Origin of the sequence: Sneathiella sp. (assembly GCF_002694385.1) — a bacterium.
Taxonomy (GTDB): Bacteria; Pseudomonadota; Alphaproteobacteria; order Sneathiellales; family Sneathiellaceae; genus Sneathiella.
The window spans coordinates 70968-97232 of the sequence record NZ_NZMB01000018.1; the positions used below are offsets into that span (position 1 = coordinate 70968).

Consider the following 26265-nt stretch of genomic DNA (forward strand, 5'->3'; position numbering starts at 1 on the left):
GAATTCAGAAGAAATATATTTCCTATGTCCCAGAAGTTAAAAGATAAAGTTGCGCTGATCACGGGCGCCTCCAGCGGCATTGGCGCCGCCGTCGCCAAAAAATTCGCGGCGGAGGGCGCGCATGTCATCCTCGTGGCCCGCTCCGTCGGCGGGCTCGAAGAAGTCGATGATGAAATTCAGGAAGCGGGCGGCAGCGCGACGCTTGTCCCGCTGGATCTCACCGACACGGCGGCCATCGATGGCCTCGCCGCCCCGCTGTTCGAACGCTGGAAAAAGCTTGATATTCTGGTCGGTAATGCGGGCATGGTCGGCAAGCTGATGCCGATCCAGCAATATGTACCGGAGTTGTGGGACAGCGTGTTCAAGCTGAATGTGCATGCCAACTGGCGGCTGATCCGCGCGCTCGATCCCCTGCTCCGGGCGAGCGAGGCGGGCCGCGCCCTGTTTGTCACCGCCTCGGTCGCGCGGGAGACCAAACAGTTCTGGAGCGGCTATGCCGCCAGCAAGGCCGCGCTGGAGACAATCGCCAATACCTATGCGGCAGAGGTGCAGAAAACCAGTCGCCTGCGCGTCAACCTGATTGACCCCGGCCCCACACGCACCCGCCTGCGCGCCGTCGCCTATCCGGCGGAGGATGCCGCCCTGCTGCCGTCGCCCGAGAGCAAAACCCAGCTTTTCCTCGATGCCGTCCTCAGTGACGCGAATGGCACCCTCTTCACCGCCTGAAACGGCAAAGACCGCGCCACCAGCAGCCCGCCCCTCCCCGCATAAAAAAAGCCAATGCCCCCGCCGCGAACGACGGGTGGCATTGGCCAGGAACGGGAGCGGCCGAGGATTTCAGGCGGCTCCCAGGGAGGCTCAACCAGAAAGGTACAGTCTCGCCTCTAAAACCGAATACCGGCGTAAAACGGGTAGCGATGCCCCAGCGGCGCCTCCGTCTTGCCGGGCATTCTAGGTCACGGTGTCGCGCACCGCATCGCGCAGGGCCATATTGGGACCAATCCGCACATGTTTCCGTAATTTGCGATAGGGCAGTTCGCGCGGATCGGCAATCACCGGTCCCGGCGACAGCGCCAGGATCACCCGCTCCGCCAGCGGCTCGAAATCCGCCCGGAAATGCACCGAACTCTTCACCGCAATAATCGACATCCTTTCCAGCTCCACCCCGAGATGGCGGAACAAGGCGGTATCCCCCGTCTGCACCGTCCTGCTGGAGATGGCGATTTTGACGCCGCCCTGTTCCAGCAGGGCACAAGGGCCAAGCTGCATCCGCGCGCCCCTCCACATCGGCCCCGTGCCGACCACCTGACCATTGCCGAGCGCGAGCACGCGAAATGTTCCGTAAAAAGGCGTATCCCCGGCGAATTCCTTGCCTCCGATACCAATTTCAATGGTCGCCCCCACCCCCTCCTGAACCGCCATATTTGCCGCCTGCGCATCGGCGATAAAGCCGATAACCGCATTTTCCGCCCCGCATTCCACCAGATGCCGGAGCAATCCGGTCGTATCCCCGGTGCCGCCCGCGCCCGGATTATCCTGGGCATCCGCTAGAACCACCGGCCTTAAAGCCGTGCGGCTGATCTCGATGGCCTGTTCAACGGCGCGGCGGGCAGGCAGGCCCGGCTCGCTGAAACCCGCCTCCGCCAGATCCAGACACTGCTTGAAATCATCCACAGCCTGCTGGATCGCCTCAATTTTAAGGCCGTATGCAACGATGGCCGGGCCCGCCTCCTCTATATCGGAAAGGGCGAAACCGGCGGCGAAAGAGATATGGCATCCCCTTGGCAGGGCGGCGCGGATGGTGGCCAGATCGCGGAACAGCAAACTCAGGCACGGCTCCTGCGTCGTGCAGCCGAGCGACAGGGGAATGAGATAATCCGATTTCACAAGCAGTTTCAGAAAGCGGTTTTCCTCGCGGATCAGATGCCCGAGGACATCCGCCGCCCGCCTGCCCGTTTCCGTCATATCCGTATGCGGATACTGCCGGTACACATCCAGATAGTCGGCATATTCCACCATCTGCTCGGTGATATTGGCGTGATAATCCAGGCTGGCCACAACCGGCACTTCCGATCCGACCCGCATCCTGACCCGGCGCAACAGCTCCCCTTCCGCATCGTCAAAATGTTCCGTCACCATCGCGCCATGCAGATCAAGGTAGACACCCGCAATCCCGTCCGCCTCCCCCAGCGCATCGAGCATCATTGTCGCAATCCGCTCATAGGCTTCCCGCGTCACCACGCCGCAGGGCACGGCAAAGGCCCAGCACAGCGGCACAATCTGGAACTGCTGCGCCGTCAGGCTGTCAATGGCGCCGGTAATCGGCAGGTTAAAGCCGCGGGTTTTTTCGAACACTTCATCCCCGACACAGAGGCCGGGCCAATCCTTGGCGATTTCGAACGCCAGAAAATCGGCTTTCCGGCTCGCGAAGGTGTTTGTTTCATGCTGAAAACCCGCGACGGCAATCTTTTTCATATACGCATATCCTCGACGGCATGGCAGGCGACCTTCGCCATGTCATAGCCTTTGAGCACGGGCCGCTCACGCGTGCATTTTTCGGTCGCAAAAGCGCAACGCGGATGAAAGGCGCATCCGGACGGCGGGTTGATCGGATTGGGGACTTCCCCCTCCATCGGCTTGCGTTCCGTCCCGCCTTTCAAATCCGGGATGGTTTCCAGCAGCATCCGCGTATAGGGGTGCCGCGGCCTGCGGAACAATTCGGATTTCGGCGTAATTTCGCAAATACGGCCGAGATACATGACGCCGATCCAGTCCGACACATGGTCAATCACCGCCAGGTCATGGCTGATGAACAGATAGGTGAGGCCCAGATCGTCCTGCAGCCGGGTCATCAGATTGAGGATCTGCGCCTGCACCGACACATCCAGCGCCGATGTCGGCTCGTCACAGATGAGAAACTCCGGCTTGCTGGAAAGGGCGCGCGCAATGGAGATGCGTTGCCGCTGGCCGCCTGAAAATTCATGCGGATATTTCTCCCCGTCCCGCGGCGATAACCCGACCTGCAGCAGGAGCTGCGCCACCTGTTCGCGCTCATCCTCCTTGTTGTCGGCGAGGCCATAGGCGCGGATCGGTTCGGCGATGATATCCCGCACCCGCCAGCGCGGATCAAGGCTGGCGTAGGGCGACTGAAACACCATCTGCATCCGCCGCGCGATATCGGACAGGCTGGATTTTTCCTTCTGCCCGGTCAGATTTTTTCCATCAATGAGGATTTCACCGGAGGTCGCGGCATTGAGGCCCGCGATGGTCCGCGCCACGGTCGATTTGCCGCAACCGGATTCGCCAACCAGCGAAAAGGTCTCCCCCCGCTTGATCGAAAAGGTCAACCCGTCCACCGCCTTCAGCACATGCTTGGGCAGCCTGTTCATCAGGCGGGTGACCAGCGGCTTCGACACATCGAAATACATTTTCAGGTCGCGAACTTCCAAAATCGCCTGTTCAGACATATTTGTGCCCTCCGTCATAAATCCAGCATGCCGCCATCTGCCCGGCATTTTCCGTCGCCCTCAATGCCGCAATCTCTTCCCGGCACACCGGCTTGACCATTTTGCAACGGGGATTGAAGGCGCAGCCATCCGGCCGACCATCCAGCCGCGGCATGGCCCCTTCGATATTGGGCAGATATTTCAGATTCTGGCCGATTTGCGGGATCGAATCCATCAACCCCCGGGTATAGGGATGCTTCGGCGCGTCAATCACGCTTCTGACATCGCCGATTTCCACGAGACGCCCCGAATAGATCACCGCGACCCGATCCGCCGCCTCGGCGATCACCCCCATATCGTGGGTCACCAGCATGGTCGCCACGCCCTTGTCGCGGGACAGGTCTTTCAAAAGCGCGATAATCTGCGCCTGCACCGACACATCGAGCGCCGTCGTCGGTTCATCGGCGATGATCAGGCTGGGATCACAGCACAGCGCCAGCGCAATGACGACCCGCTGCCGCATGCCGCCTGAAAACTCATGGGGGAAGGCGTCAAAACGCAGCTCCGGCGCCGGAATCCCCACTTCCGTCAGCAGCTCGATAGCGCGATCCTTTGCTTTGGAATAGGAAATATTCCGGTGCGTCAGAATGGTCTGGGTGAGCTGCTTTCCGACGGTGTAAAGCGGATTGAGGCTGGTCAGGGGGTCCTGGAAAATCACCCCGATTTCCGCCCCTCTGACACGCCGCATCTCGTTTTCGGACAGATGGGTGATGTCCCGCCCTTTCAGGGTGATCTTGCCGCCGGAAACCCGCCCCGGCGGCTCCAGCAGGCCGACAATGGCGTTCCCGGTCAGGGATTTTCCCGCCCCGGATTCGCCGACGACGCCGAGAATTTCCCCCGCCTCAATCGAGAAGGACAAACCTTCGATGGCTTTCAGAATTCCCCGCCGCGTCGGGAATTCAATGCTCAGATTTTCAATATCGACAACAGACATAACGCCCCCTCTCCGTTAGCGCAGTTTCGGGTTAAATGTATCGCGCAGCCAGTCGCCGATCAGATTGACCGACAGAACCAGGATGACGAGGGTGAACGCCGGGAAGAAGGTGATCCACCATTCGCCCGAAAACAGGAAATTATTACCGATGCGGATCAGGGTGCCGAGCGACGGATTGGTCGGCGGCACGCCCACGCCCAGGAAGGACAGCGTTGCCTCGATGATGATGGCGACGGCCACCCCGATGGTCGCGACAATCAGCGTCGGGCCGACCACATTCGGGAAAATATGCCGCAGCAGGATCAGCCATGCCGGCGTCTGGATCAGCTTCGCCGCCGCGATATAATCCTTGCGCCGCTCCACCATCGCGCCGCTGCGGGTGATGCGCGCATATTGTGGCCAGCTCGCAATGCCGATGGAGAAGATCAGCACCGGGATCGCCATTTCCTCATGCAATTCATTGCTCATGGACGTGCGGACAACCCCGTCAATCATCAGTGCGATCAGGATCGGCGGGATGGTGAGCTGGATATCGGCGACACGCATGATCAGGGTGTCGATCCAGCTTCCCGTGGCGTAGCCCGCAATAATGCCGAGCGGAATGCCGATCGCCACCGACAGCAGCACGCTGAACAGCCCGACGATCAGCGAAATCTGCGTGCCATACATGATGGCGGCGAGAACATCGCGCCCCTGCCCGTCCGTCCCAAGGAAATGAGCCGCCGATCCGCCCGCCTCCCAGGCCGGCGGCAGGAACGCATCCATCAGGCTGAGGCTGCCGGGCTCAAACGGTGTGTAGCTCGTCAGATACGGCGCCCCGAAGGCCGCGCCGACCAGCAGCAGCGTGACCAGACTCGCCAGCATGGTGAGGGGCGAGTGAAGAAAGCTCCAGGTCACATCGTGGTCGTAAAAACCCGCCCACCATTTCGATAATTTTGCCGTTTGCATGTTGATATCTCCCCTTATCCCCTGACCTCGACGCGAAGCCGCGGGTCCACCACAAAATACAGCAGGTCAACAATCAGATTGATCATCACGAAGAAGAAGGCGACCATCACCAGATAAGCCGACATGACCGGCACATCGGCGAATTGCACCGCCTGGATGAACAGGCTGCCCATCCCCGGCCATTGAAAAACCGTTTCCGTAATGATCGAGAAGGCGATCAGCGAACCGATTTGCAGGCCCGCCACCGTGATCACGGGGATCAGGGTGTTCTTGAGGGCATGGCCGAAGTTGATGTCGCGCTGCCGCAGACCCCGCGCCCGGGCAAATTTGATGAAATCCGCCCGCATCACCTCCAGCATCTCGGAGCGGATGATGCGCAGGATCAGCGTCGTCTGATACAGCGCCAGCGTGATGGACGGCAGAATGATGGCCTTCCAGCCGCTCAGCGTTAAGAGGCCGGTTGTCCAGCCACTGTCCAGCGTCACCACCTCACCGCGGCCAAAGGACGGCAGTATCTGGAATTTCACGGCAAACACATAAATCAGCAGGATGCCGATCACGAAGGTCGGCAGCGACACCCCGACCAGCGAGCCGGTCAGGATCACCTTGCTGAACCAGTGTTTTTTCTTGAGCCCCGTAAACAGCCCCCCGGCCACGCCGAGCAGAATGGCGATGATCGCCGAGACAAAGACCAGCTCCAGCGTTGCGGGCATCCGTTCGGCGACGACATCCTCGACCGGCCGTTGCAGACGGTAGGAAATCCCGAAATCGCCCTGCACGGCATTCACAACGAAGCGGCCGAACTGCACAATGAAGGGATCGTTGAGGCCAAGCTGGTCGCGCAACTCTTCCATGTCCTTGGTCGTCGATTCCTGCCCCACCATGTTGCTGATGGGATCGCCGACAAAATTGAACAGGAAGAAACTGAGCAGCGCGACAACCAGCATGACAATCGCCGACTGGACCAGTCGTTTCAGAATAAAATTCAGCATGATTTTGCTCCTGTTATGAAAGGGAACGGACAGGCGGCGCCCTCATACGGCCCGCCTGCCCGTCACAGTCGCTAGTTGCTGAAACTCGCCCAGTAGAAGCGGGGCATATCGTTCGGCTCGATCGGGATATTCAGGTTTTTCGACATGGCCCAGAAAATCATCTGGTGATGCAGCGGCAGATACGGGATATCCGCCTGAACCTGGGTCCAGATCTCCTCGATGATCCTGTTCCGCTCCTCCACATCCACGATGCCGCGAATAGCCTCGATCTTCGCGTCCAGTTCGGGCGTGCCATAGTGGGCCGCATTCCAGGAGGCTTCCGAATGCACCAGATAATCAAACGCAAAACCCGAATCCATCGTCGGGACGCCCCAGCCAAGCAGGAAGAAATCCGTCGTCTTGCCGGTAATCAGCGGGAAGAACTGTGTCTTGGGCTGCGCATTCAGGCGTACCTCAACCCCGATTTTTGCCAGCATGCTGACCGCGGCCTGACAGATGGCCTCGTCATTCTGGTAGCGGTTGTTGGGACAGTCGAGCTGCACCGAAAATCCCTCCGGATAACCAGCCTCGGCCAGCAGCGCCTTGGCCTTTTCCGGATCAAACGGCAGGCGGTTTTCATCCCATTCCGCCTTGTAGCCATTGATCGGCGGTTCGATAATCATTCCCGCCGGGACCGACATGCCGCGCATGATCGCCCGCTTGATCGCCTCCACATCGATGGCGTGATAGAAGGCCTGGCGCACCTTCACATCCTTGAAGGGGTTCTTGCCCTTGACGCTGGAATGCCGCAACTCGTCGGCCTTGACATCGAAACCGAAGAAGATCGTCCGCATCTGCGCGGTCTGCTCCACCTTGAGATTACTGCTGCCGAGGATCCGGTTCAGATCCTGAATGGGCGGATCGGTCACCAGATCTACCTCCCCGGACAGCAGCGCCGCGACGCGGGTCGCGTCATTGGTGATGGGCGTCCAGACGACCTTGTCAATATTATGCTTGTACTCCTCGTTGCCCCACCAGTTTTCATTGCGGACCAGCACTGTCTTGACGTCCGGCTCCCGGCTTTCCAGCTTGAACGCGCCGGTGCCATTGGTATGGCGGACCGCATAGGTTTCCTGGCTATCCTTGAAATTCTGTGGCGCTTCCACGCCATGCTCCTTGGCCCATTCCGCATCCATCATGAAGATGTTGACAAGCTGGTCGAGCAGAATGGGGTTCGGCTTGTCCGTGACGAATTGAACGGTGTAATCATCTATCTTGCGGATTTCCGTGATCGTGTTCACATAGCCCTGCATCTGGCTTGTATCGGCCTGCGCCCGCTTGATCGAAAAGATAACATCGTCGGCATTGAAGGGATTGCCGTTATGGAACGTCACCCCTTCGCGCAGCTTGAATTCCCAGGTGTTCGGATCAAGATTTTCCCAGCTAACCGCGAGCCCGGGAATTTTGACCATGCCGGGGTCGCGCATCACCAGCGCATCATACATCTGGATATCAATCATCAGGGTCACCAGGGCATTCAGCGCATGCGGATCAAGCGTCGACGCATCGCTGACACTGGTATACCGCAGGACATTTTCCGCCTGAACGGGCGCCGCGAAGGGGGCTGCGGCAGCCCCCAGAACGAAACCCGCCACGGCAAGTTTCCTTGTCAATTTTAGCATAATACCTCCTTGTTTTCACATCTGTCGGAGGCAGCCCTGGCATCAGGACCTCCCTCGCCCCCATTTTGCGTATCCCGTCCCGGTTCAATCAAAGGTAACGAAATTCGCCTGCAAAATTATTTTGCTAATATTCACTTCATAAGTAAAATACGGTTTCATAAATTAATTCATGAGTTTTTCAGATGAATGTTTCCTACAAGGTCATGAAGTATTTCGCCGCGGCGGCGCATCACAAAAGCCTCTCCAAAGCGGCGGCGGAGATGAATATTTCCCAGTCGGCCATCAGCCTCGCCGTGGACAGCCTGGAGCGGGAGCTGGGGCTGTCCCTGCTCAATCGTCAACGCTCAAAAGGGATTTCCCTGACCGTCAAGGGGCAGGAGGTGCTGACCCGTATCCAGAGCATTCTTGACCAGGTGGATAATTTCGAGCGCGACATGCTCGGCCTGCAGGAGGATATCTCCGGCGATCTGCATATCGGCTGTTTCACGCCGCTGGCGCCCATCGTTCTGGTGCCGGTTCTGAAACGGATGATCACGGCGCATCAGGCCATCCGCGCCAATATTATCGAAGGCAATGTGCGGCATATTTTTGACTGCATCCACCGCGGCGAGGTGGATGTCGGCATTTCCTATGATGAGGCGGATATCAGCGCGGGGCTCAAAACCCAGACGCTGGCGGTGGTGCCGCCGCATGTGGTCGTGCCCTATGATCATCCGCTGGCGGAAATGCCGACAATCCCCATCTCGGCGCTGATCAATCAGAACCTGATCCTGCTCGACCTGCCAAGCTCGCGGCAATATTACACCTCGCTCTTTGAAACCGCCGGTTTCCAGCCGAAATTCGCCTATAAATCCGGTAATTACGAAATGATCCGCAGCATGGTGGGGGCCGGGATCGGCATTGCCATCCTGCAAACCTGCCCGCCCATCGACTATACGCAATCCGGGACAAAGGTTGTCTGCAAGCCGATCCGGGAAAATCTCCGTAAATCCCGGCTGGTCGTCGCCTATACGCAGCAGGCCATCAAGCGCAACTCCGTGAAAGCCTTTGTGCAGCAGTGCGAAGCCTATTTCACAACGGAAGCGAGCCGCCGTCTGATCGTGTCACGGAAACTGGCGTAATACCGGAAAGAAGGATAAATTTCACAGTACAGACAATAATACAAAAGTAAAAATCAATTAATTACTGAAATATAAAATCACATTTACTTGTCTCTGACGTTTATTTCCAGAAATTTGTTTTTTCTAAAGATAGGAAATATTATGTCAGGAGCCTTTAAATCTAAATTCCCCGTTGTCTCAAGCCTTCAGCGGGCGCTTGTCTTGACGCGCGGCATGAACCGGCTGTTTTTCATGCAGAGCCGGGGATACCGCTTCACCAGCCTGCCCGACTATGACATGACCAAGGCAAAATACCGCACCAAAGGCGGCGATATGTTCGGCTGTTATATGGAAGAAGCCGCCTTTGAAAAATATTACAAGGATGTCTGCAAGCGGCTCGACGTGCCGGTGGAGCTCGACAGCGCCACCAGCGACCTGATCAACATGCTGACCCTGTCCAAATATGACGATATCGTCGATATCCACGGCCAGATATCCTCCCCGAAAGAGAATGTTCGCGCGCCCATCCAGAATATCGGCGGGCAGGAAGAGGATGCGCCGAAGGAAATCACCTGGCCCGCGCAATATTCCGATCCGGTGGCCTCCGTCGGCGGCATGATCCGCAATGTCCTCTATGCCTCCCTGCAGAGCGAGGTGGAGCGTAATCTCAAATTCGTCGAGTCTCTGGCCGGCCAGATTGACGAGGGCGAAGGGCAGATGGGCTCCGTTGTGCAGTATTATGTCGGACGCGGGCCCAATGTGCCGTTCAGCGCGCTCAACTTCCTGCTGAAGCAAAAGAGCGGCAAGGCCCTGTCCGAAGAGGAGCTGCAGGAGGAGGGGGCCGTCACAAAAATGATCAATGCCTATCTGAACGGCATTCTGCCCGGCGCTGCCGCCAGTTTCAAAATCGACATGAAGAAGCAGGGCATCTCTGCCGTGCATATCCAGTCGCCGCATTCCTCCGCCGTTGTCAAATACCGTCTCAAGAACGGCAAGAGCGGCTATATGGGCGCGGAAGTCGGGCGCCCGAGCTTTACCTATGTCAATGGCAAGCTGGTGATGAATGCCCATGAGCAGGTCGTCGATCCGGCGGTGTTCCAGTCCATGAACCGCCAGCGGCTCGCCCCGAAAGACCTGCCGCTGACCATCGAGGATTACAGGAAACGCGAGACCGGCGTCACCCTTGAAAATTTCTTTTTGCAGGATGCCTCCGTCAAATATGACCAGCTCAGCGCTGAAAACCAGCCACTCGTCAAGACGGTCAGCCTGGTGGATCATGAAACCGGCAAAGGCCAGGCCGTTTATCTGAGCGATGGCGTGCCCGCCGCTTCGGTGATCCATAAGGTGCCCTATGCGGGCCGCCTCGCCAAGGTTCTCTACTTCCTCACCGGCCAGTATCCGTGGGAGGCGCTGCGTTTCGGCGGCTATTTCGCCCATGACGCCCTGACCGGACAGAGCCGCGCCTGCGAGGCCCTTGTTGTTTTCGGCAGTGATATTGCCGGGATCAAGCCGCAGGAGCTGCTGCCGGTGCTCGCCGGTCTGGATCAGTATGACCTGTCCCAGGAAATGCGCGAATCGGTGTATGAGAATATTCTCTTCGCCGAACTGGCCGATCCGTCCAAAAGCGATGTGTCCTCCAGCATTTTCAGCGAAAAGGCCGCGAAGGACTATCTGACCCTGTCGGCCAACGCCTTTGTCACCATGCAGCTTTACAAGGATCTGCTGCAAACGGCCGAAAGCGCGATCAAGGCGGCGAAGCTGCTCGGCAAGACGGATGTGGAGGCGGAAAGCGTGCGCGATCTCGTGCTCTCCCAGACCAAGAACTTCATGCGCCGTTATGCGCATATGTGGGCGATCGGCGCCGCGCTGACCATCAACCTGCATAAAAACTACGGCGCGGCCCTGTTCCTCGATACGCCGCCGAAGGAGGTCTCCATCGCCGACGCCCTAAAGGAAAAGGCCCCGAGCAGCGGCACGCTTCTTTTCATGGTCAAATTCGTCACCGAGAAGCGCGATGCCCTGAAAACCGCGCCGGACGGGGAAAGCGAGAAAAGCCGGAAGGTGCGCGAAAACTCCCTCGATCTCGCGGAAAAATCGCTCAAATACATCGCCGGGATCAAATCCGAACTGGGCATAAAGGACTGATCATCCACAGATAAAGGCAGGGCGGCGCATCCGCTGTCTCGCCCTGCCCCGTTCACCTCTTTTCAGCCTCTCGCGTGTTTACTGCTTCTTGATGAATTTGTTGATGATCAGGCCGGCGACGATCTGGACAACGGCGCCCGCCACACCGCCGCCGACGAACTGACCGGCGAGGGCGGCTATGTCAATGCCGCCTGCGGCCATGCCATCTGCGGCCATGCCGCCCGCGCCCAGAATGGGGCCGAGCAGCGCACCGCCCCCGACGCCGCCAACCGCGCCCGCAATCAGATTGCCAATATTGCCAAGATCCGCGGCTTTCACCGCCTTACCGCTGACGCCGCCGCCGACAAGGCCGCCAACCAGCTGCGCAATGAGTGCTTCCATCGTCATACCCCCCCTGTTGCCAGTCCCATTTCGCCCATCCTTCATATTAACATGCTCTAATATGTCGGATAAGGCATTATTACGGCCTCACCGGGATTGCGTCAATCCTGTTGCGATGATGCAGCATCATTATACCAGATGTGCCCTGTAATCGGATACAAAAGCGCAGATGTTCTTGGGCGCGGACTTGAGTGATGAGAGTGGTGTGGTGATTACGGGACAGATTTTGATCGATTTATTTGTTCTGGACCATTAGAAATGCCAAATAGTAGACTCGTCGTAGGATATTCAATTGGAAGCTATATTAGGTCTATGTAGATGGAATTAATTGCTAAGTTTCTAAACTTATTGAATGAGAATGCAGCAGCCTTGACTGCAGTAGCGACCGTCGCAATTGCTTGGCTGACGTTTACGCTTGCAAAAGAAAACAAAAGACTGCGAAAGGCAGGCACTGAACCGGAAGTTATTGCCTCTTTAATTCCCGGTCCCGATGGGAATGGAGCCGTCAATTTTATTTTAGCAAATATAGGCCAAGGGCCCGCTTTAAAAGTAAAATTCTCACTAGAATATGATGAAAATGATTTTAGCAATCACAATGTACTAGTTCAAAACTCACGTGACCGTTCCGCAATGACGGTCATTCCTCAAGGAGAAAAAGTTTCCGTATTATTCGGAATTTCGTATGTGCTATTCGGCACAGAAAATCCCAAAAACGATCAAATTCTTAAGCCTTTCAAAGTGATTATTACTTATAAAGATCTAAGAGGCAAACGGCGTAAGTCTGTTCATGAAATTGATATTTCACAATATTCCGGCTTGCGAGGACTCTTATCAAAGCCTGCCAGTCGCGAAATAGCAGACAACTTGAAAAAGATCGAACAGCACCTATCCAAGATTTCACGGCAAGTTGGGCCAATTTTAAATTCAGTAGATGCCAGCACTCCTGCCGATGCGCTTAAACAGAAAATATCAGGAAGCAGCATTCAAACAAATGATGAGAAAAACACCTGTAACTAATTGTTTGAAAATTCAATTTTTAAAATTCATCGGGGACACAACCTTCACCCCTTCTCCGCATAGGGGTTTTTGCCCGTGCGGGTCATGATGCGGATCGGCACGGCGGGGAGGTTGAAGTCGGTGCGCAGGCCGTTGATGAGATAGCGGATATAGCTTTCCGGCAGCTCCCCGCGCGAGGACATGAACAGGCTGAAGGTCGGCGGGCGCGCCTTCACCTGCGTCATATAGCGGATTTTGAGGCGGCGTCCCTTGACCATGGGCGGCGGATGCTGCTCCAGCATCACTTCCAGCCAGCGGTTGAGCCGGGATGTCGGAATGCGGCTGTTCCACAGATCATAGACTTCCATCACCTTCGGCAGCAGTTTTTCAACCCCGCGCCCGGACAGCGCCGAGAGCGTCACCACCGGCACGCCGCGCACCTGTGGCAGCGAAATCGCCAGCCGGTCGCGGATGAGTTTCAGCGTCGCCTGCCGATCCGCCACCGCATCCCATTTATTGACCGCGATGACGAGGGCGCGGCCCTCCTCGATCACATGGGCGGCGATGTTGAGATCCTGCTTTTCAAACGTCTCCACCCCGTCGATCAGCAGCACCACGACCTCGGCCATGCGGATGACGCGCAGGCTGTCGGCGACCGAGAGTTTTTCGAGCTTCTGCTGCACCCGCGCCTTTTTGCGAAGCCCGGCCGTATCGACCAGCCTGACCGCCCGCCCTTCGAATTCCCATTCAACGGCAATGGAATCGCGGGTCACCCCGGCTTCCGGCCCGGTCAGCATCCGGTCCTCCCCCACCAGCGTATTGACGAGGGTGGACTTCCCCGCATTGGGGCGGCCGACAATGGCAAGCTGCAACGGCTTTTCGGCCGCATCCTCTGCGTCCTCCGCCGCCGCGTCTGCCGTCTCCTCTTGCGCCGCCTCCGCCGCGGCCTCAAAGGGCAGCAGCGCCTCGAACAGGTCCGCCATCCCCTCGCCATGCTCCGCGGACAGCGGCACCGGCTCGCCGAGACCAAGGCTGAAACTCTCCATCAACCCCGGCGTCCCTGCCTTGCCCTCGCATTTATTGGCGACAAGGATAACGGGGGTCTCGCTGCGCCGGAGCCACCCGGCGAAATGCTCATCAAGCGGCGTCACGCCCGCCTTCGCGTCAATCAGCATCAGGACGACATCCGCCTCGGCCAGCGCCAATTCCGTCTGGCGGCGCATCCGCCCTTCCAGGCTGTCATCGAATTTCTCTTCAAGACCCGCCGTATCAATAATGCGGAATTTGAGGGTGCCGATGCGCCCCTCCCCCTCGCGGCGGTCACGGGTGACGCCCGGCGTATCATCGACCAGCGCCAGCTTTTTCCCCACCAGCCGGTTGAACAGGGTCGATTTGCCGACATTGGGACGGCCGAGAATGGCGACGGTAAAGGTCATTTCGTTATCAATCGTCCGCGGGCGCGGCCCGGAGCGCCACCAGTTCCGCGTCATCCGTCAGGATGTAAAGGGTGTTGCCCGCCACCACCGGCGGGATGGAGGCCTTGTCGGACAGTTCCATCTGTCCCAGAATGCTGCCATCATAGGGCGAAACCGAAATGGCGACGCCATAGTTGGAAACCAGGATCAGCCGGTCGCTGGCGAGGATCGGGCCGGTCCAGACAATCAGATCACGGCGGTTCTCCGGATCCTCATATTTACCGAGCGGGCGAACCCAGCGGATCAGACCGTTGCGCCGCGACAGGCACAGAAGATCCCCGTCCGTCGTCACGACAAACATGAAATCCCCGGCGATCCAGGGGGTCTGCAAGGTTGAGATTTCCTGATCCCACAGCCGGTTGCCCGACCGCAGGTCAATGGCGATCATGCGCCCCGAATAGCTGGCGGCATAGACGACGCCGCGGTCGATCACCGGAAAGGCGTTGATATCCGAAAGCGACGTGAGGGCGCTGTAGACGCGGCGGCGGGCGAGCTGATCGCTCCAGGCCTGCTGACCGTTATCGGCGCGGAGCGCATAAACCTCGCCATTGGCGAAAGGCACCACCACCGTGCCGCTGTCATAGGCGGGGCTGGCCGCGCCAAGCAGGCCGGTGGTTTCCACGCCGCCTTCGAAATTCCAGCGGATTTCGCCGCTTGCCGCATCCAGGGCGAAAATCCGGCTGTCGAATGTGAGGGCGAGCACCTGCCCGTCGGCCACCGTCGGCGCCGCGCGCAGCGGCACGCCGAGATTGCGGCTCCAGAAAATCTCGCCGCTCTCCCCATCCATGGAAACCACATCGCCGAAGGAGGTGGTGGCGTAGATGCGGCCATATTCAAAGGCGAGCCCGCCGCCGATATTGCCTTCATCCTCATCCTCGGGCGTCAGGTTGCGCGACCACAGCTCCTCGCCCGTCTCCGTGGAATAGGCGGTGACCTGCGCGGCCGAATCCATGGCGTAGACGCGCCCCTCCGCAACCACGGGGGAGGAGAACATGCGGTTCTCATCGTCGGATTCCTCCCCGATGGACACCCGCCAGGCTTCCGTCAGCTCATCCCCAAGGGACAGATGATACATGGCATGGGCGGGAACGCCGCCGGGCTGCGGCCAATTGGCATTCTCATAAGGGGCGGGCAGGCGGACCTCCAGATCGGCAAGGCCCGCATCGGCTTCCAGATTGCGTTCCAGCGACAGGATGGAAATACGGTCCCCCGGCAGCGGCGGCGGTTCGTCATTGCCGAACCAGCTACAGGCGGAAAGGCCGAGCACCAGCGCGCCCGCGAAAAGCGGCCGCAGCAGGACGGCGGTGTTCTGACATGTCGCGCCACGTTTTAGCATCACTCTACTTGCCTTCCAGCGCATCGAGAAGCTGGCTGGCGCGCCCCTTGATCATATCCGGCGCCTCGGCGTCATTCTGGATGAGGCTCAGCACCTCGCGCGCTTTGGCCGCATCGTCATCCTTGATATGGCTGAGCGCCAGCAGTTCATTGGCCGAGGCGTTCCACAGCGCGCCGGGTTCGATCAGCCCGGCAATGCGGCTGCGCACCTGATCCGTGGTGCCGTTATCGAGCAGGTAATAACCCGCCATCAGATCGGCGAGGGCGGCAAAGGCCGGTTCAACGGAGCTGTCGGCGGCGAGGCGGTCATAAACGGCGAGAGCCTTGGCTCCCTCTCCCGCGTCGATCAGGGCGGCGGCTTCGCGTAAGGATGCCAGGGCGCTATATCCTTTGCTGCCCTCTTCGGCGAGATCGGCGAAGGCGGCTGCGGCGTCGGCGTTGCTGCCCTCCGCGGCGAGGGTCGATGCGGCCTCGAACGCGGCGCCTTCGGCCTGGGCGCGGGATAGCTGGTAATTCTGCCAGCCGACATAGGCGGCCGTTCCGGCAACGATCAGGATGACCAGCGCGATGACATATTTGCCATAGGCTTTCCACAGCGCCAGCGATTTATCCTTGCGGACGTCTTCATCCACTTCGTTAAAGATATCGGCCACAAAAAAACTCCCGTTCCGGCATTCAAAATCCGCTGCAAAATAACCCCCCGGACCGAATTAGGCAAATGTTGTCTCGCCCTTTGGCGAAAATTTGATATTTTGCGGAAGGCGCGGAAAAAAACCGCCGCCGCGAATTTCGGACGCTGCAAGCAAAGGCAGGCAATTTTATGGCCGAAGGACAGATTTTACAACTTGTCGCCCTTTTGATGGTGCTCGGGCTGGTGTTGCCGGGCTTCCTCTACTACACCCGGCGCGCCGGCAAGGCGGCCCTGCTGCGCAACATCGCCCTGTGGCTGGCCGCGGCGCTGGTCATTGCGATACTCTACCGGACGTTCGGCGGCGGCTGAGCCCCAGCGGACGGCCGATCGCAGTCGCGGCGTTTGCCAAAGACGCGCCCCCTATCAACGGCGGCGGAGCCTTGCGAAGGCACGGCTGACAATCGCAAGGGACCCGTGGGCCCGGCATCGGCAGCCATGGGCTCGGCAGGAGCGATCATGGCCGATAATTTGGGTGCAGCCGCCCACGCTCCCGGACGCAGCCCGCGCCCTGGCCAGAAATTCCATTTCCCCCGACGCATCGGCTGACGCGCGCGGGTTCTTCAAAAACAGGGCGGATCACGATCAAAAACAACAGACCGCACGTCCAGGCATGCATCGGCAAACGCCGCCGCACCAACATTCCGGCGAACGACAGGACCCCGCTGATGGAAAAACAGCCTTCTCACAAAAACAGCTGCCTCACAAAAACAGCCATCTCGCGGAAACAGCCATCTCACGGAAGAAGGGATCCTGCTCCCCTCCGCCGCTGTGGCATCCGCCATCAACAGGTCGCGTCAAATTTCGTCCGAGGGGTTTCACCTGGGCGTCCGGTTATCACTCGAAAATCCGGCCCTATGCTCCCGCCAGAGCGGCATTGGATTTACGGCGATTGCGATACCGCTTTTTTCTCGGCTCCGGGACATCCTGATTATCCGCAAGGCGCCATTCACAGCAGCGTCCTGTAAAATTTGTCCCGTGCATCCGGCAGCGCCTTTTCAAAACCGTTTCCGTTTGTCTCATGGCTGGACCACCGGGGGTTTCGACATTGCGCCAACAGCATCGCTATGACGGAGGAAGCGGGGCATATCGCCATCCCATTCATCCGGTCGTTTCCTATCGCCTTCCTGGCATCCCTCCCCTCCGGGAGGGGGAACCGCCGGGGATGACATCCACTTCCCCTAGACCTTATATTATAGCAGCATCAGCCCGTATATTCAATATATCTGATGAAAAAAAGATACATCCGACGGCATCTATCGGCAAAGGGCGCGCGGACCGTCACGCAGCCGCCCGATGCAAGGGAGCGGGATTAATTCTTTACACGCCATCAGGGTGCGCTAAACTGCGTAAAATTTTACACAGCGGGACCCGCGCCGGAACCCTCGCTCGAAGAGTAAAATGTCGGCTTCCTGCCGGATCAGGCATCCGGCTTGCGGCGGACGCGAGATAGAAAGGACACCATGACACGCCTTACCGCCTGCCTGCTGGCCGCCTTCCTCACCCTCGCCGCCATCCCCGCCCAGGCGAACTGGCTGGATACGCTGAAAGACGCCGCAAAGGAAGTGACCGACAGCGCCGTTGAGGCTCTCAAGGATGCCGAAGGCGAAGCCCCGACAACCACCGGCGACCCCGGGGAACAGGGGGCCAATCCTTCGGGCACGGCAAAGCCCGCCTCCCCCAAGGCTCCGACCAGCGGCACAGTGGCGACACCCGCCGCGCCGACGGCCGCCAAACCGGCGGCGGTGACGCTCAATGGCAATAACGATCCCACGCTTGTCAAGGCGGCGCAGGCGGAGTTGCAACGGCTCGGCTACAAGGTCGGGGTGGACGGCGCCTATGGCCCCAATACAAAAAAGGCGATCACTGCCTTCCAGGCATCACACAGCCTTACGGCGGACGGCAATGTCTCGCCGGATCTTGTCAGCGCCCTGAAGGCTGCGCCGACGCCGATGGGGACCGCCACCTCAGAGAAGAACGAAATGGCGGCGGAAAAGAAAGCGGAACCTGCAGCCGCGCCCGAGAAAAAGGCCGCAGCTGCCCCGGCACCCCAGCAGAAAGCCGAACCGGCGGCGACCCCGGCTAAAGCTGCGGATTATGACAGATTTTATCAATATGAGGGCAGCTCCAAACAGATGCAGGGCGCCTGGCTGATCATCCGCGACAAGGCGGAACCGATCCGCTTTTATGGGGAAATCCGCGGCGACGAGTTGATCACGCAGCAGGATCTGCGCAGCCTGACACTCGCGCCCGGTGCGAGCGCGGACTTGCGGGAGCTGGTTATGGGCCCGTTCCGCAAAACCGACAGCTATACGCCGCCGTCCATTGTTATTCTCCGCTTTGACGGGGAGGAAATTACGGCCCGGAATATCTCCAATGGCGGATCTGCCAAACAGACCTTTCAGGCAAAAGGGCCGGAAGTCACCAAACTGCTGAATCATCTGCAGGACGGCAATAATTTCGACTATCGGATTGAGCATTTCGACCCCTTCATTTCTCCGAAGGAGTGGGCGACTTTCCATGCGCCACCGCCCAGCATCGCCGCCGCGAAGCAGGCTGAAAAAGACAAGCAGGCCGCCGCCATGGCCGCGGAGAAAGCGGAGCAGGAGAAGAAGGCCGCCTATGCCGGCACTCTCACCCCGGAAGCCAAAATGGCCTATGAGCAGTGCAATCAGAACTACGCGGCCGAAAACTTCTATGACTGCCAATGCATAGCCCAGAATTTGGAAAAATATATGGGCCCGCAGATTGATAGCAGCGCGGATTACTGGAAGAAACGCATCGCCGGTTATGAGGGTGCCATCGAGACGAATAATGCCAGCACCAAGCTGACGGCGGAGAGGAAAGCGCAGCTGGAAAAAGGCATCCGGCAACAGATCGAGCGGGCCAAAGGGGAGCTTGCAAAGATCGAAGACCGGGCCAACTGGGACAAATCACTACAAAAATCCATGGTGCAGGGCGCCCAGTTGCAGCTTTATAAGGATCCCGCCTGCAAGGTCGGCGAGGGCATGCGCGAGAAGGAGTATAAAGCCTGCCTGGCCTCTGCCTCACCCAATATTTTGAAGGGAAAAACACCGGAGGAATTTTGCAGCTGCTCGGCCAAGACAGCCGCCGAGCTCTGGCTGGCGTCCACGGAGGCCTATAGCTCCAAGGTCGCTGTCGGTATTCCCGTGAAGGCCCGTACCCAATGCCGGAATTAGCCCAAAACAACAAAAGAAGAAGACTGCCGTGCTGAAACCTCTCCTCTCGATCCTCACCCTCGTCACCCTGAGCCTTCTCACCCTCGGGAGTGCGACCGCATCCGGCGCGCCCGATCTCGGCCAATGGACACAGACCTATTGCGACGGCTACAGGGCGGCGAAGAACCTCTATGACTGCCAATGCGTCGTCGATCAGGCCCCGGCCTATGTGGAGAAGGAAGTCGCCAAGCAGGTCGCGATGAAGGAACGGGCCATCGGCAATTTCGAGGCCGTCATGAAGAAGCATCAGTCCGACGACCGGCTGACCGCCGAGCAGAAGGCGCAGGCCAAAGCCGGTTACCAGAAAAGAATTGATCAGGAGCAGGCGGCCATCGACAAGCTGAAAAACCGGTCGAGCTGGGATACGAAGACGATGGACAGCATCGCTTCCGCCGCCATGATCGAGGTCTATACCGCGCCCACCTGCAAAACCGGCGCGGTCTTTCTGGACCCGGCAACCCAAATCTGCAAATTCAAGGGGGAAAAACTCCAAAAGCAGTTGAAAAACAAGACCGTCGAGGAATATTGCGACTGCCTCCGCGAGACGATGGCAAAGACATGGGAGGCCTCAACCGGGCAGACCAGCGCGAAAGTACAGCGGGACCTCTTCTCCGAGGCCAACAGGAGCTGCAATCAATAGTGCTGCGCGGCTGCCGGGCGGCCGCAAACCGCTCCCGCGCCTCTTTACGCAAATTTCACGATTTGGCCTTAATCTTCCCCGATATGCAGCGCTTTTGCATGAAGAACCGGAGTAAGAGAGATGGCCAGTCAGTCCCTCGACAAACGCAAGCAGCAAATTGCGCAGAACCTCATTGATACCTGCGGGTTGCAGCGCGCCCTTCACGCGGCGCGGCAATATGGCTGGAACGATATCGCCGAGGAGATCAATGACGAGATCATGCGCGGCAGCAGCCATAACCGCCGCCGCACCGATCCGCCCGTGCAGCCCTGAACCCCGCCCTCACTCCAGATATTGCGCCGCGAATTCGGGGCTTGGCGGGATCGGCGTGATCAGGTCAATCAAGACGCCATTCGGATCAGCCGTGATAAAATGACGCTGGCCGAAGGCCTCATCGCGGAGCGCCAGCAGGATCGGCAAGCCCGCTTTGGTGGCCCGCGCATATTCCGCATCCACATCCTCAACCTCGAAATTGAGGATTACGCCGCCCGCCACGCGCCCCCGCCCCGCCTCGGGGATGGTCTCATGCGTGCCGTCCAGCACCGCGATATTGACGGCTTCATCCTCCGTTGACTGAAGATGGATATACCAGTCGCTTGCAAAAGCCGGGCGGAAGCGGAAATGCGAGATGTAGAAATCCGCCGTTTCCTGTACCTTGTCGGTCATGATCACGGGATAAAATTGTGTGCATTTCATTGTTTGCTTCCTCCGTTGGATGGGGTATAGTCCGGTCAGGCTTACTTTACATACAGGCTGCATGTATGCAACAGAAAAAAACCGTCCGCTCGAATAAAGCGCGTAGCGAAGCGACCCGCGCCGCGCTGATTGCCGCCGCCCGGGCGCTGTTTGTGGAAAAGGGCTATGCCGAGACCGGCACGCCGGAGATTGTCGCCCGTGCCGAGGTCACACGCGGCGCGCTCTATCATCATTTCCCGGACAAGGCCGCCCTCTTCCGCGCGGTAATCGAGGCGGAAATGACGGAGATTGCCGCGGCGATCAACCACCGCACCGATGGCATGACGGACCCGATGGCGGCGCTTAAAACCGGCAGCGATGCCTATTTCGAGGCGATGATGACGCCCGGCCGGGCGCGGCTTGTCCTGCTGGAGGGACCGGTCGTCCTCGGCGTGCTGGAGATCGAGCGGATCGACCGTCAGACCGGCGGCGAAAGCCTGCTTGCGGGGCTGGAGGAAGCCGCGCGGCAGGGCCAGATCCGGACGAATATTGCGCTGAGCCCCCTTGCCGATCTTCTCTCCGCCGCCTTTGACCGGGCGGCGCTTGCCATCGCCGAAGGGGAGCCCCCGGCCCCCTACCGCGCCGCCATCGACGCGCTGCTCGCGGGGATAGCAAAAGCGTAAAGCGCATCCCGATATTGACATCGCCCCGCCGTCCCCCGATACATAGGGCGTTGCGTTCGGGGTGAGTAAATGCAGTACAGACCGGAAATTGATGGGCTGAGGGCGGTGGCGGTGCTGCCGGTACTGTTCTTTCATGCAGGCTTTCCGGCCCTTGCCGGTGGTTTTATCGGCGTCGATATCTTCTTTGTCATCAGCGGCTATCTGATCACCTCGATCATTCTGGCGGAGCGGGCCGCCGGACGTTTCACCCTTACCGGATTTTACGAACGCCGCGCGCGCCGGATCCTGCCGGCGCTGTTTACCGTCGCGCTTTGCTGCCTCCCCTTCGCCTTCGCCTGGATGACGCCGCGCCAGCTTGAGGATTTCAGCGAGAGCCTGATGGCGGTGGCGCTGTTCGGCTCCAATTTCCTGTTCTGGCAGGAGGAAGGCTATTTCCAGCTGACGGCGGAATTGAAGCCCCTCCTCCACACCTGGAGCCTTGGTGTCGAGGAGCAGTTTTATATTCTCTTTCCGCTGCTGATCCTGCTGCTGTGGCGGTTCGGGCGCGGACGGGTCGCCGCGGCGCTTTTCCTGCTCGGCATCGCCAGCTTCATTCTCGCCGAATGGATGTCGGGCCATGCGGCATCGGCGAATTTCTATCTGCTGCCCTCCCGCGCGTGGGAGCTTTTTACCGGCGCTCTCTGCGCCCTTTATCTGGCGCGGGAGGAACGGACACCGGAAAACGGCGCAACAATTCCGTGCAGCGTCCGGAATATTCTCGCTCTTGTCGGGATTACCCTCATCGTTGCGGGACTTGGCCTGATCGACAATTCCACGCCCTTCCCGTCCCGCTATACTCTCCTGCCCGTGCTCGGCACAGCGTTGATCATCCTGTTCGCCCGGGGAGATACAATTGCCGGACGCCTCTTGGCCCGGCGTCCGCTCGTTGCCGTCGGGCTGATCAGCTACAGCCTCTATCTTTGGCATCAGCCATTGTTCGCCTTTGCCCGGCTGAGAAGCGAAGAAGACCCCGGGCCAATGCTCTATCTCCTACTGATTGCCGCCGCCTTCCCGCTGGCCTTCCTTTCCTGGCGATACATCGAAAAGCCGTTCAGAAGCCGCGACCGCTTTACCCGAAAACAGATATTCACCTTTTCCGGCGGCGGTATATTGCTGCTCATCTGCCTTGGCGCCGCCGGTGACATCGGCAAGGGGTTTCCGAACCGTCTGGGGGCGGAGGGGCGCACTCTCGCCTCGCTCGAAGAACGCCTCCGGCCCAACAACGGGCTCAGCTCCCTCTGTGATCATTCTTTCCGCATCCGCCCGGAATGCATGAGTGGTCAGCCCCCCGAAATCGTGCTCTGGGGGGATTCCTATGCCATGCATCTCGCCGATGCCCTGACGGCAGGCGATAACCCGCCCGCCCTGATCCAGCTGACAAAAAGCGTTTGCGGCCCCCTTCCCGGCCTCGCGCCCGTGATCGCCCCGCTCTATATGGAGAGTTGGGCGGAGGGGTGCCTCACCTTCAACCAGCAAGTAATGGCATGGCTGCGGGCGCAGAACGGCCTTAAATATGTCGTTCTTTCCAGTCCGTTCAGCCAGTATCTGGGCGAAGACGCCGTCTTTCTGGACGACACGGGCAACCGCATACAAACAGGCAATGCTGCGGAGAATATGGAGATTGTCGCCGCTCATCTGACGGCCGCGCTTGAATCGCTGACGGCGGCAGGCCTCCGTCCCGTCGTCATCGGCCCACCACCACAGAGCGGGCGCAACATCGGCCAGTGCCTTCTGCGGGCAGAAATGTTCGGCTTCGATCCGGCCGGATGCGACTTCGCGATGACGGAGGTGGAGGAGAGATCGCGCATGGCGGCCACCCTTCTCGACCAGGTTGCGGACAAATATCCCGTCATCCGGCTGGAGGATTTTATCTGCGCAGAGGGCAACTGCCGCGCCATGAAAGACGGTGTCTTCCTCTATCGCGACGCGGGACACCTGTCTCATGAAGGCGCAGCGCTCATCGGCCGGGAAATGAACCTCCCCGCCCGTATCCGGGATGAAAAATAACTCGCGCCTTGCAGAACGGACCCGCCCATTGCATCATCCGGGCAGAGAACCGGTCAACAATGGGGAGGAAAAGATGAAGCTTTACTGGATCAAGGCGCAGGCGCCGCTGCGGGTTCTGGCGCTGATCAAGCATCTCGGCATCACGGTGGAACTGATCGAGATCAATCTCACCGCCGGGGGGCTGCGCGAGGCGGATTATGTCGCCCTCAACCCCAACAAGAAGGCGCCGACGCTGGTGGATGGCGATCTGGTGCTGTGGGAATCGGCGGCGATCATGGCGCATCTGTGCATGAAGGCCGGATCGGACATGTGGCCGACAAAAGATCCGCGGGAACAGGTGGAGGTGCTGCGCTGGCTCACCTGGAACGAGGGGCACTGGGTGCGCGCCGTCGGCGTTCATTATGTCGAGAATATCATCAAGCCACAGTTCAACATGGGCCCGCCGGACGCGGCGGCGCTGGAGGCCAATATCGGCAATTTCATGAAATTCGCGAAAGTTCTGAATGCCCATCTGGAAGGCAGGGATTTCGCCGCCGCGAACCGCCTGACCATCGCCGACTTTTCCCTCGGCTCCATGGCGCGTTACTGGCGGGAGGCGGAGATGCCCATGGAAAACTTCCCCAACATTCCCCGCTGGCTGGACAATCTTATGAAAACCCCCGCCTGGGCCAACCCCTGGCCGGAGAAAGTAGAAGCGGCCTAACTGCCCCCTCACCCCATGGGGACAAAGCCCGGTTGCGATTTGACCCGGTCGATCCAGTCGCGGATTGCCGGGAAGCGGGTGAGGAAAGCCTTCTTTCCCTTTTGAATCCGGTCACGGAAAAATCAAATTCCTCTTACTCTCCGTGCCCTTATGCCCACCGCAAGTGGCTGCCGCACACAACGTCAGCCGCTCATGCCGTTCTTCGGCTTCGGTACCCTTCAACTAACAAACACGGCACAACCATTATCTTATATTAAGAATGACGTTTGACATTATGCTTTATGTATGCAATAAAGATTGACATTAAGCAATAAGGATAACTAGATGCAGATCACCGCCGATCAATGCCGCGCTGCCCGTAGCCTGTTAAACTGGACTCAGAACCAGCTTGCTACGAACGCCAGCGTCTCCCGCGCAACCGTCGCCGATTTCGAATCCAACACACGGCAGCCGATGAAGAACAATTTGCGCTCCATCGCGGATTGCATGTTCGCCGCCGGGATCGAGTTTGTCCCCGAGGACGGTAATTCGGGTGTCGGTGTCCGTTTCCGCGAACGAAAGCTTGAATACACCAGCAACGTGAGGATCGACCGGTTCAATCGCGCTGCGACGATGCGGATGCGTTACGCTGGCGAAGATTTCCAGTGCATTGTCGATCTCGACGCCGTTGACGATTACCACCGGGCGAATTTTGCTACCGATGAAGAATTTGGGAAGGCGATCAGCGACATCCTGCACATGATCCTGACCGCGGCCGAGCGTTTTGCCCCGACCAACGTCAAGGACGGGAAGCTGGTCATCACCTACGACATGCTGCAATCAAACTGACGAGGGTTGAGCATGGACACCGTGCAGCAAAATCTCGCCAATTGGGATATCTCGCGTATGGCCAGCATCCCTGTCGCGGGCCTGCTGTCGCGCAACCCCGTGGCCTATAAGTGGAAGGCACCATTTCGGAGCTGGATGCTTCGGGAAGCAGTGTTCTGGCGACTGCATGACCTGCTTACGCAATCCTATGCGCTATATCAGCAAGGCCACGGCTTAGGCGCCCGTATCCTTCTTCGCAGCGGCTTCGAGACGCTGGCGGTGTTAATCTATTTGAACCAACTGATGCAGCAGGTCCTGGACAGGAAACTGAACTTCCACCTATTCAGCGACACGACGACCAAACTGCTAGCCGGTTCTCGGGACGGATCGACCATGCATCAATCACTCAATATCATGACGATTCTTGAGAAGTGCGATAAACGGTATCCCGGCCTTGCGAAGTTCTACGCCATCCTCTCGGAAAGCGCCCATCCGAACTACGAAGGCATGATTACGGGCTATTCGAAGGTTGATCACGACGAATACGAAAATCACTTCTCGAACCGCTGGATGGAGTTATACGGTGACAAACACCTCGGTTCCATGGACCTGTGCATGAAGACCTTTCATCATGAATACAACGAAGTCTGGGCGGACCTAATGGAGAAACTGGAAGGCTGGATCGAAGAAAACGACGCCCGGCTGGAGATGACCAAGAATGACCCACCGCCCGAATGATCAAAGATGGCAGACGAGCCTCGCCTACAACAGATAGGTGAGCAGCAGCCAGAGGCTGCCGACGATGAGCGCAATAAAGGTGCAGATCATGCCGATCATGCGGAAAATCAGGATTTCTTTCATGCCGCTGATGCCGATGGCATGCAGGATGCGGCCAACGAGCAGAAGCGCGCACAGAATGACGATGACATAAACGCTGACCGTCCGCATTTCGAGAAACATGAGGATAATCAGCGTGATCGGCACATATTCGATGAAATTGCCATGGGCGCGAATGGCCTTTTGCAGGGCGATATCGCCACCATCGCCAATGCTGACCTGCGCTTTGCGCCGCAGCCGACTGACCTGAAGGCTGAGGAGGACATAGACCAGCGCCAGCAGCGCCGCAAAGAACGGGGTGATCGAAACAATCATGATAAACTTCTCCCTCTGACATGCGCCGCCCGGGTCAGGCGCTATTCCCCTCCTTCAATAGCATATTTTGCGGGGAAAACGGTATCTTTCACGCAGCGCCGGAGAAAATGACACAGGCTC

Annotated in this window: 25 protein-coding genes; 13 read left to right on the plus strand and 12 right to left on the minus strand. The window is 58.8% G+C overall.

What is annotated here, in order from left to right; all coding sequences use genetic code 11:
• The first annotated feature begins 24 nt into the window (after positions 1-24).
• Positions 25-726 (plus strand): SDR family NAD(P)-dependent oxidoreductase, encoded by a 702-nt coding sequence (locus CMN55_RS12370; protein ID WP_293950121.1) that lies wholly within the window; start codon positions 25-27, stop codon positions 724-726.
• Between the two features lie 225 nt (positions 727-951).
• On the opposite strand, the gene CMN55_RS12375 is transcribed toward CMN55_RS12370, so the two are convergent.
• The 6 genes from CMN55_RS12375 to CMN55_RS12400 form a co-directional block, all read right to left on the minus strand.
• Complete coding sequence (locus CMN55_RS12375) at positions 952-2475, minus strand: M81 family metallopeptidase (RefSeq protein ID WP_293950122.1); 1524 nt, start codon at positions 2473-2475, stop codon at positions 952-954.
• Entirely contained in the window at positions 2472-3467 is a 996-nt protein-coding gene (locus CMN55_RS12380; RefSeq protein WP_293950123.1) for an ABC transporter ATP-binding protein, read from the minus strand. Before CMN55_RS12380 ends, CMN55_RS12375 begins: the two co-directional genes overlap by 4 nt.
• Positions 3460-4440 carry an ABC transporter ATP-binding protein gene (locus CMN55_RS12385; protein ID WP_293950124.1) on the minus strand — a complete coding sequence of 327 codons (981 nt, stop codon included), beginning with the start codon at positions 4438-4440 and terminating at the stop codon, positions 3460-3462. The genes CMN55_RS12380 and CMN55_RS12385 overlap by 8 nt, the downstream gene beginning before the upstream one ends.
• A gap of 15 nt (positions 4441-4455) precedes the next feature.
• On the minus strand, positions 4456-5388 hold the full coding sequence (locus tag CMN55_RS12390; protein ID WP_293950125.1) for an ABC transporter permease: 933 nt from the start codon (positions 5386-5388) through the stop codon (positions 4456-4458).
• Between the two features lie 14 nt (positions 5389-5402).
• Positions 5403-6380: an ABC transporter permease gene (locus CMN55_RS12395; protein WP_293950126.1), complete on the minus strand. Its 978-nt coding sequence runs from the start codon at positions 6378-6380 to the stop codon at positions 5403-5405.
• Between the two features lie 71 nt (positions 6381-6451).
• The gene (locus CMN55_RS12400) at positions 6452-8041 is read right to left on the minus strand and encodes an ABC transporter substrate-binding protein (protein ID WP_293950127.1); all 1590 of its coding nucleotides are present in this window, start codon (positions 8039-8041) and stop codon (positions 6452-6454) included.
• Positions 8042-8223: 182 nt separating this feature from the next.
• On the opposite strand from CMN55_RS12400, the gene CMN55_RS12405 reads away from it, so the two are divergent.
• The gene (locus CMN55_RS12405; protein ID WP_293950128.1) at positions 8224-9162 is read left to right on the plus strand and encodes a LysR substrate-binding domain-containing protein; all 939 of its coding nucleotides are present in this window, start codon (positions 8224-8226) and stop codon (positions 9160-9162) included.
• 141 nt (positions 9163-9303) lie between these two features.
• A complete protein-coding gene (locus tag CMN55_RS12410) occupies positions 9304-11286 on the plus strand; it encodes a hypothetical protein (RefSeq protein WP_293950129.1) in 1983 nt (660 codons plus the stop codon).
• A 78-nt stretch (positions 11287-11364) separates the two neighbouring features.
• On the opposite strand, the gene CMN55_RS12415 is transcribed toward CMN55_RS12410, so the two are convergent.
• Positions 11365-11673, minus strand: a complete 309-nt coding sequence (locus CMN55_RS12415; RefSeq protein ID WP_293950130.1) for a hypothetical protein — start codon at positions 11671-11673, stop codon at positions 11365-11367.
• 312 nt (positions 11674-11985) lie between these two features.
• Between CMN55_RS12415 and CMN55_RS12420 the strand changes: the two genes are divergently transcribed.
• The gene (locus CMN55_RS12420) at positions 11986-12684 is read left to right on the plus strand and encodes a COG1361 family protein (protein WP_293950131.1); all 699 of its coding nucleotides are present in this window, start codon (positions 11986-11988) and stop codon (positions 12682-12684) included.
• Positions 12685-12728: 44 nt separating this feature from the next.
• Here the strand turns inward: CMN55_RS12420 and der are convergent, their stop codons facing one another.
• The 3 genes from der to CMN55_RS12435 are packed head-to-tail and all read right to left on the minus strand — an operon-like array spanning position 12729 to position 16126.
• Positions 12729-14099: a ribosome biogenesis GTPase Der gene (der, locus tag CMN55_RS12425; RefSeq protein ID WP_293950132.1), complete on the minus strand. Its 1371-nt coding sequence runs from the start codon at positions 14097-14099 to the stop codon at positions 12729-12731.
• A gap of 7 nt (positions 14100-14106) precedes the next feature.
• On the minus strand, positions 14107-15474 hold the full coding sequence (locus CMN55_RS12430) for an outer membrane protein assembly factor BamB family protein (RefSeq protein WP_293950257.1): 1368 nt from the start codon (positions 15472-15474) through the stop codon (positions 14107-14109).
• Positions 15475-15478: 4 nt separating this feature from the next.
• Positions 15479-16126, minus strand: a complete 648-nt coding sequence (locus tag CMN55_RS12435; protein ID WP_293950133.1) for a tetratricopeptide repeat protein — start codon at positions 16124-16126, stop codon at positions 15479-15481.
• A gap of 167 nt (positions 16127-16293) precedes the next feature.
• Here CMN55_RS12435 and CMN55_RS12440 point away from each other — a divergent pair, with 167 nt between their 5' ends.
• The 4 genes from CMN55_RS12440 to CMN55_RS12455 all read left to right on the plus strand — a co-directional run bounded on the left by CMN55_RS12440 (position 16294) and on the right by CMN55_RS12455 (position 20352).
• Positions 16294-16473: a hypothetical protein gene (locus CMN55_RS12440; protein ID WP_293950134.1), complete on the plus strand. Its 180-nt coding sequence runs from the start codon at positions 16294-16296 to the stop codon at positions 16471-16473.
• Between the two features lie 1151 nt (positions 16474-17624).
• Positions 17625-19361, plus strand: coding sequence for a peptidoglycan-binding domain-containing protein (locus CMN55_RS12445; protein WP_293950135.1), 1737 nt, complete (start codon positions 17625-17627; stop codon positions 19359-19361).
• Positions 19362-19389: 28 nt separating this feature from the next.
• A complete protein-coding gene (locus CMN55_RS12450; protein WP_293950136.1) occupies positions 19390-20040 on the plus strand; it encodes a hypothetical protein in 651 nt (216 codons plus the stop codon).
• 120 nt (positions 20041-20160) lie between these two features.
• A complete protein-coding gene (locus tag CMN55_RS12455) occupies positions 20161-20352 on the plus strand; it encodes a hypothetical protein (protein ID WP_293950137.1) in 192 nt (63 codons plus the stop codon).
• Between the two features lie 9 nt (positions 20353-20361).
• Here CMN55_RS12455 and CMN55_RS12460 read toward each other — a convergent pair whose 3' ends face one another.
• Positions 20362-20775, minus strand: coding sequence for a VOC family protein (locus tag CMN55_RS12460; RefSeq protein WP_293950138.1), 414 nt, complete (start codon positions 20773-20775; stop codon positions 20362-20364).
• A gap of 65 nt (positions 20776-20840) precedes the next feature.
• On the opposite strand from CMN55_RS12460, the gene CMN55_RS12465 reads away from it, so the two are divergent.
• The 5 genes from CMN55_RS12465 (at position 20841) to CMN55_RS12485 (ending at position 25731) form a co-directional block, all read left to right on the plus strand.
• Positions 20841-21437 carry a TetR/AcrR family transcriptional regulator gene (locus tag CMN55_RS12465; protein WP_293950139.1) on the plus strand — a complete coding sequence of 199 codons (597 nt, stop codon included), beginning with the start codon at positions 20841-20843 and terminating at the stop codon, positions 21435-21437.
• Between the two features lie 69 nt (positions 21438-21506).
• Positions 21507-23483 (plus strand): acyltransferase family protein, encoded by a 1977-nt coding sequence (locus CMN55_RS12470; protein ID WP_293950140.1) that lies wholly within the window; start codon positions 21507-21509, stop codon positions 23481-23483.
• 73 nt (positions 23484-23556) lie between these two features.
• Entirely contained in the window at positions 23557-24186 is a 630-nt protein-coding gene (locus CMN55_RS12475) for a glutathione S-transferase family protein (RefSeq protein WP_293950141.1), read from the plus strand.
• A 324-nt stretch (positions 24187-24510) separates the two neighbouring features.
• Positions 24511-25014, plus strand: a complete 504-nt coding sequence (locus tag CMN55_RS12480) for a helix-turn-helix domain-containing protein (protein WP_293950142.1) — start codon at positions 24511-24513, stop codon at positions 25012-25014.
• Positions 25015-25026: 12 nt separating this feature from the next.
• Positions 25027-25731 (plus strand): hypothetical protein, encoded by a 705-nt coding sequence (locus CMN55_RS12485; RefSeq protein WP_293950143.1) that lies wholly within the window; start codon positions 25027-25029, stop codon positions 25729-25731.
• Between the two features lie 24 nt (positions 25732-25755).
• Here the strand turns inward: CMN55_RS12485 and CMN55_RS12490 are convergent, their stop codons facing one another.
• Entirely contained in the window at positions 25756-26145 is a 390-nt protein-coding gene (locus CMN55_RS12490) for an MAPEG family protein (RefSeq protein ID WP_293950144.1), read from the minus strand.
• Positions 26146-26265 lie beyond the last annotated feature (120 nt).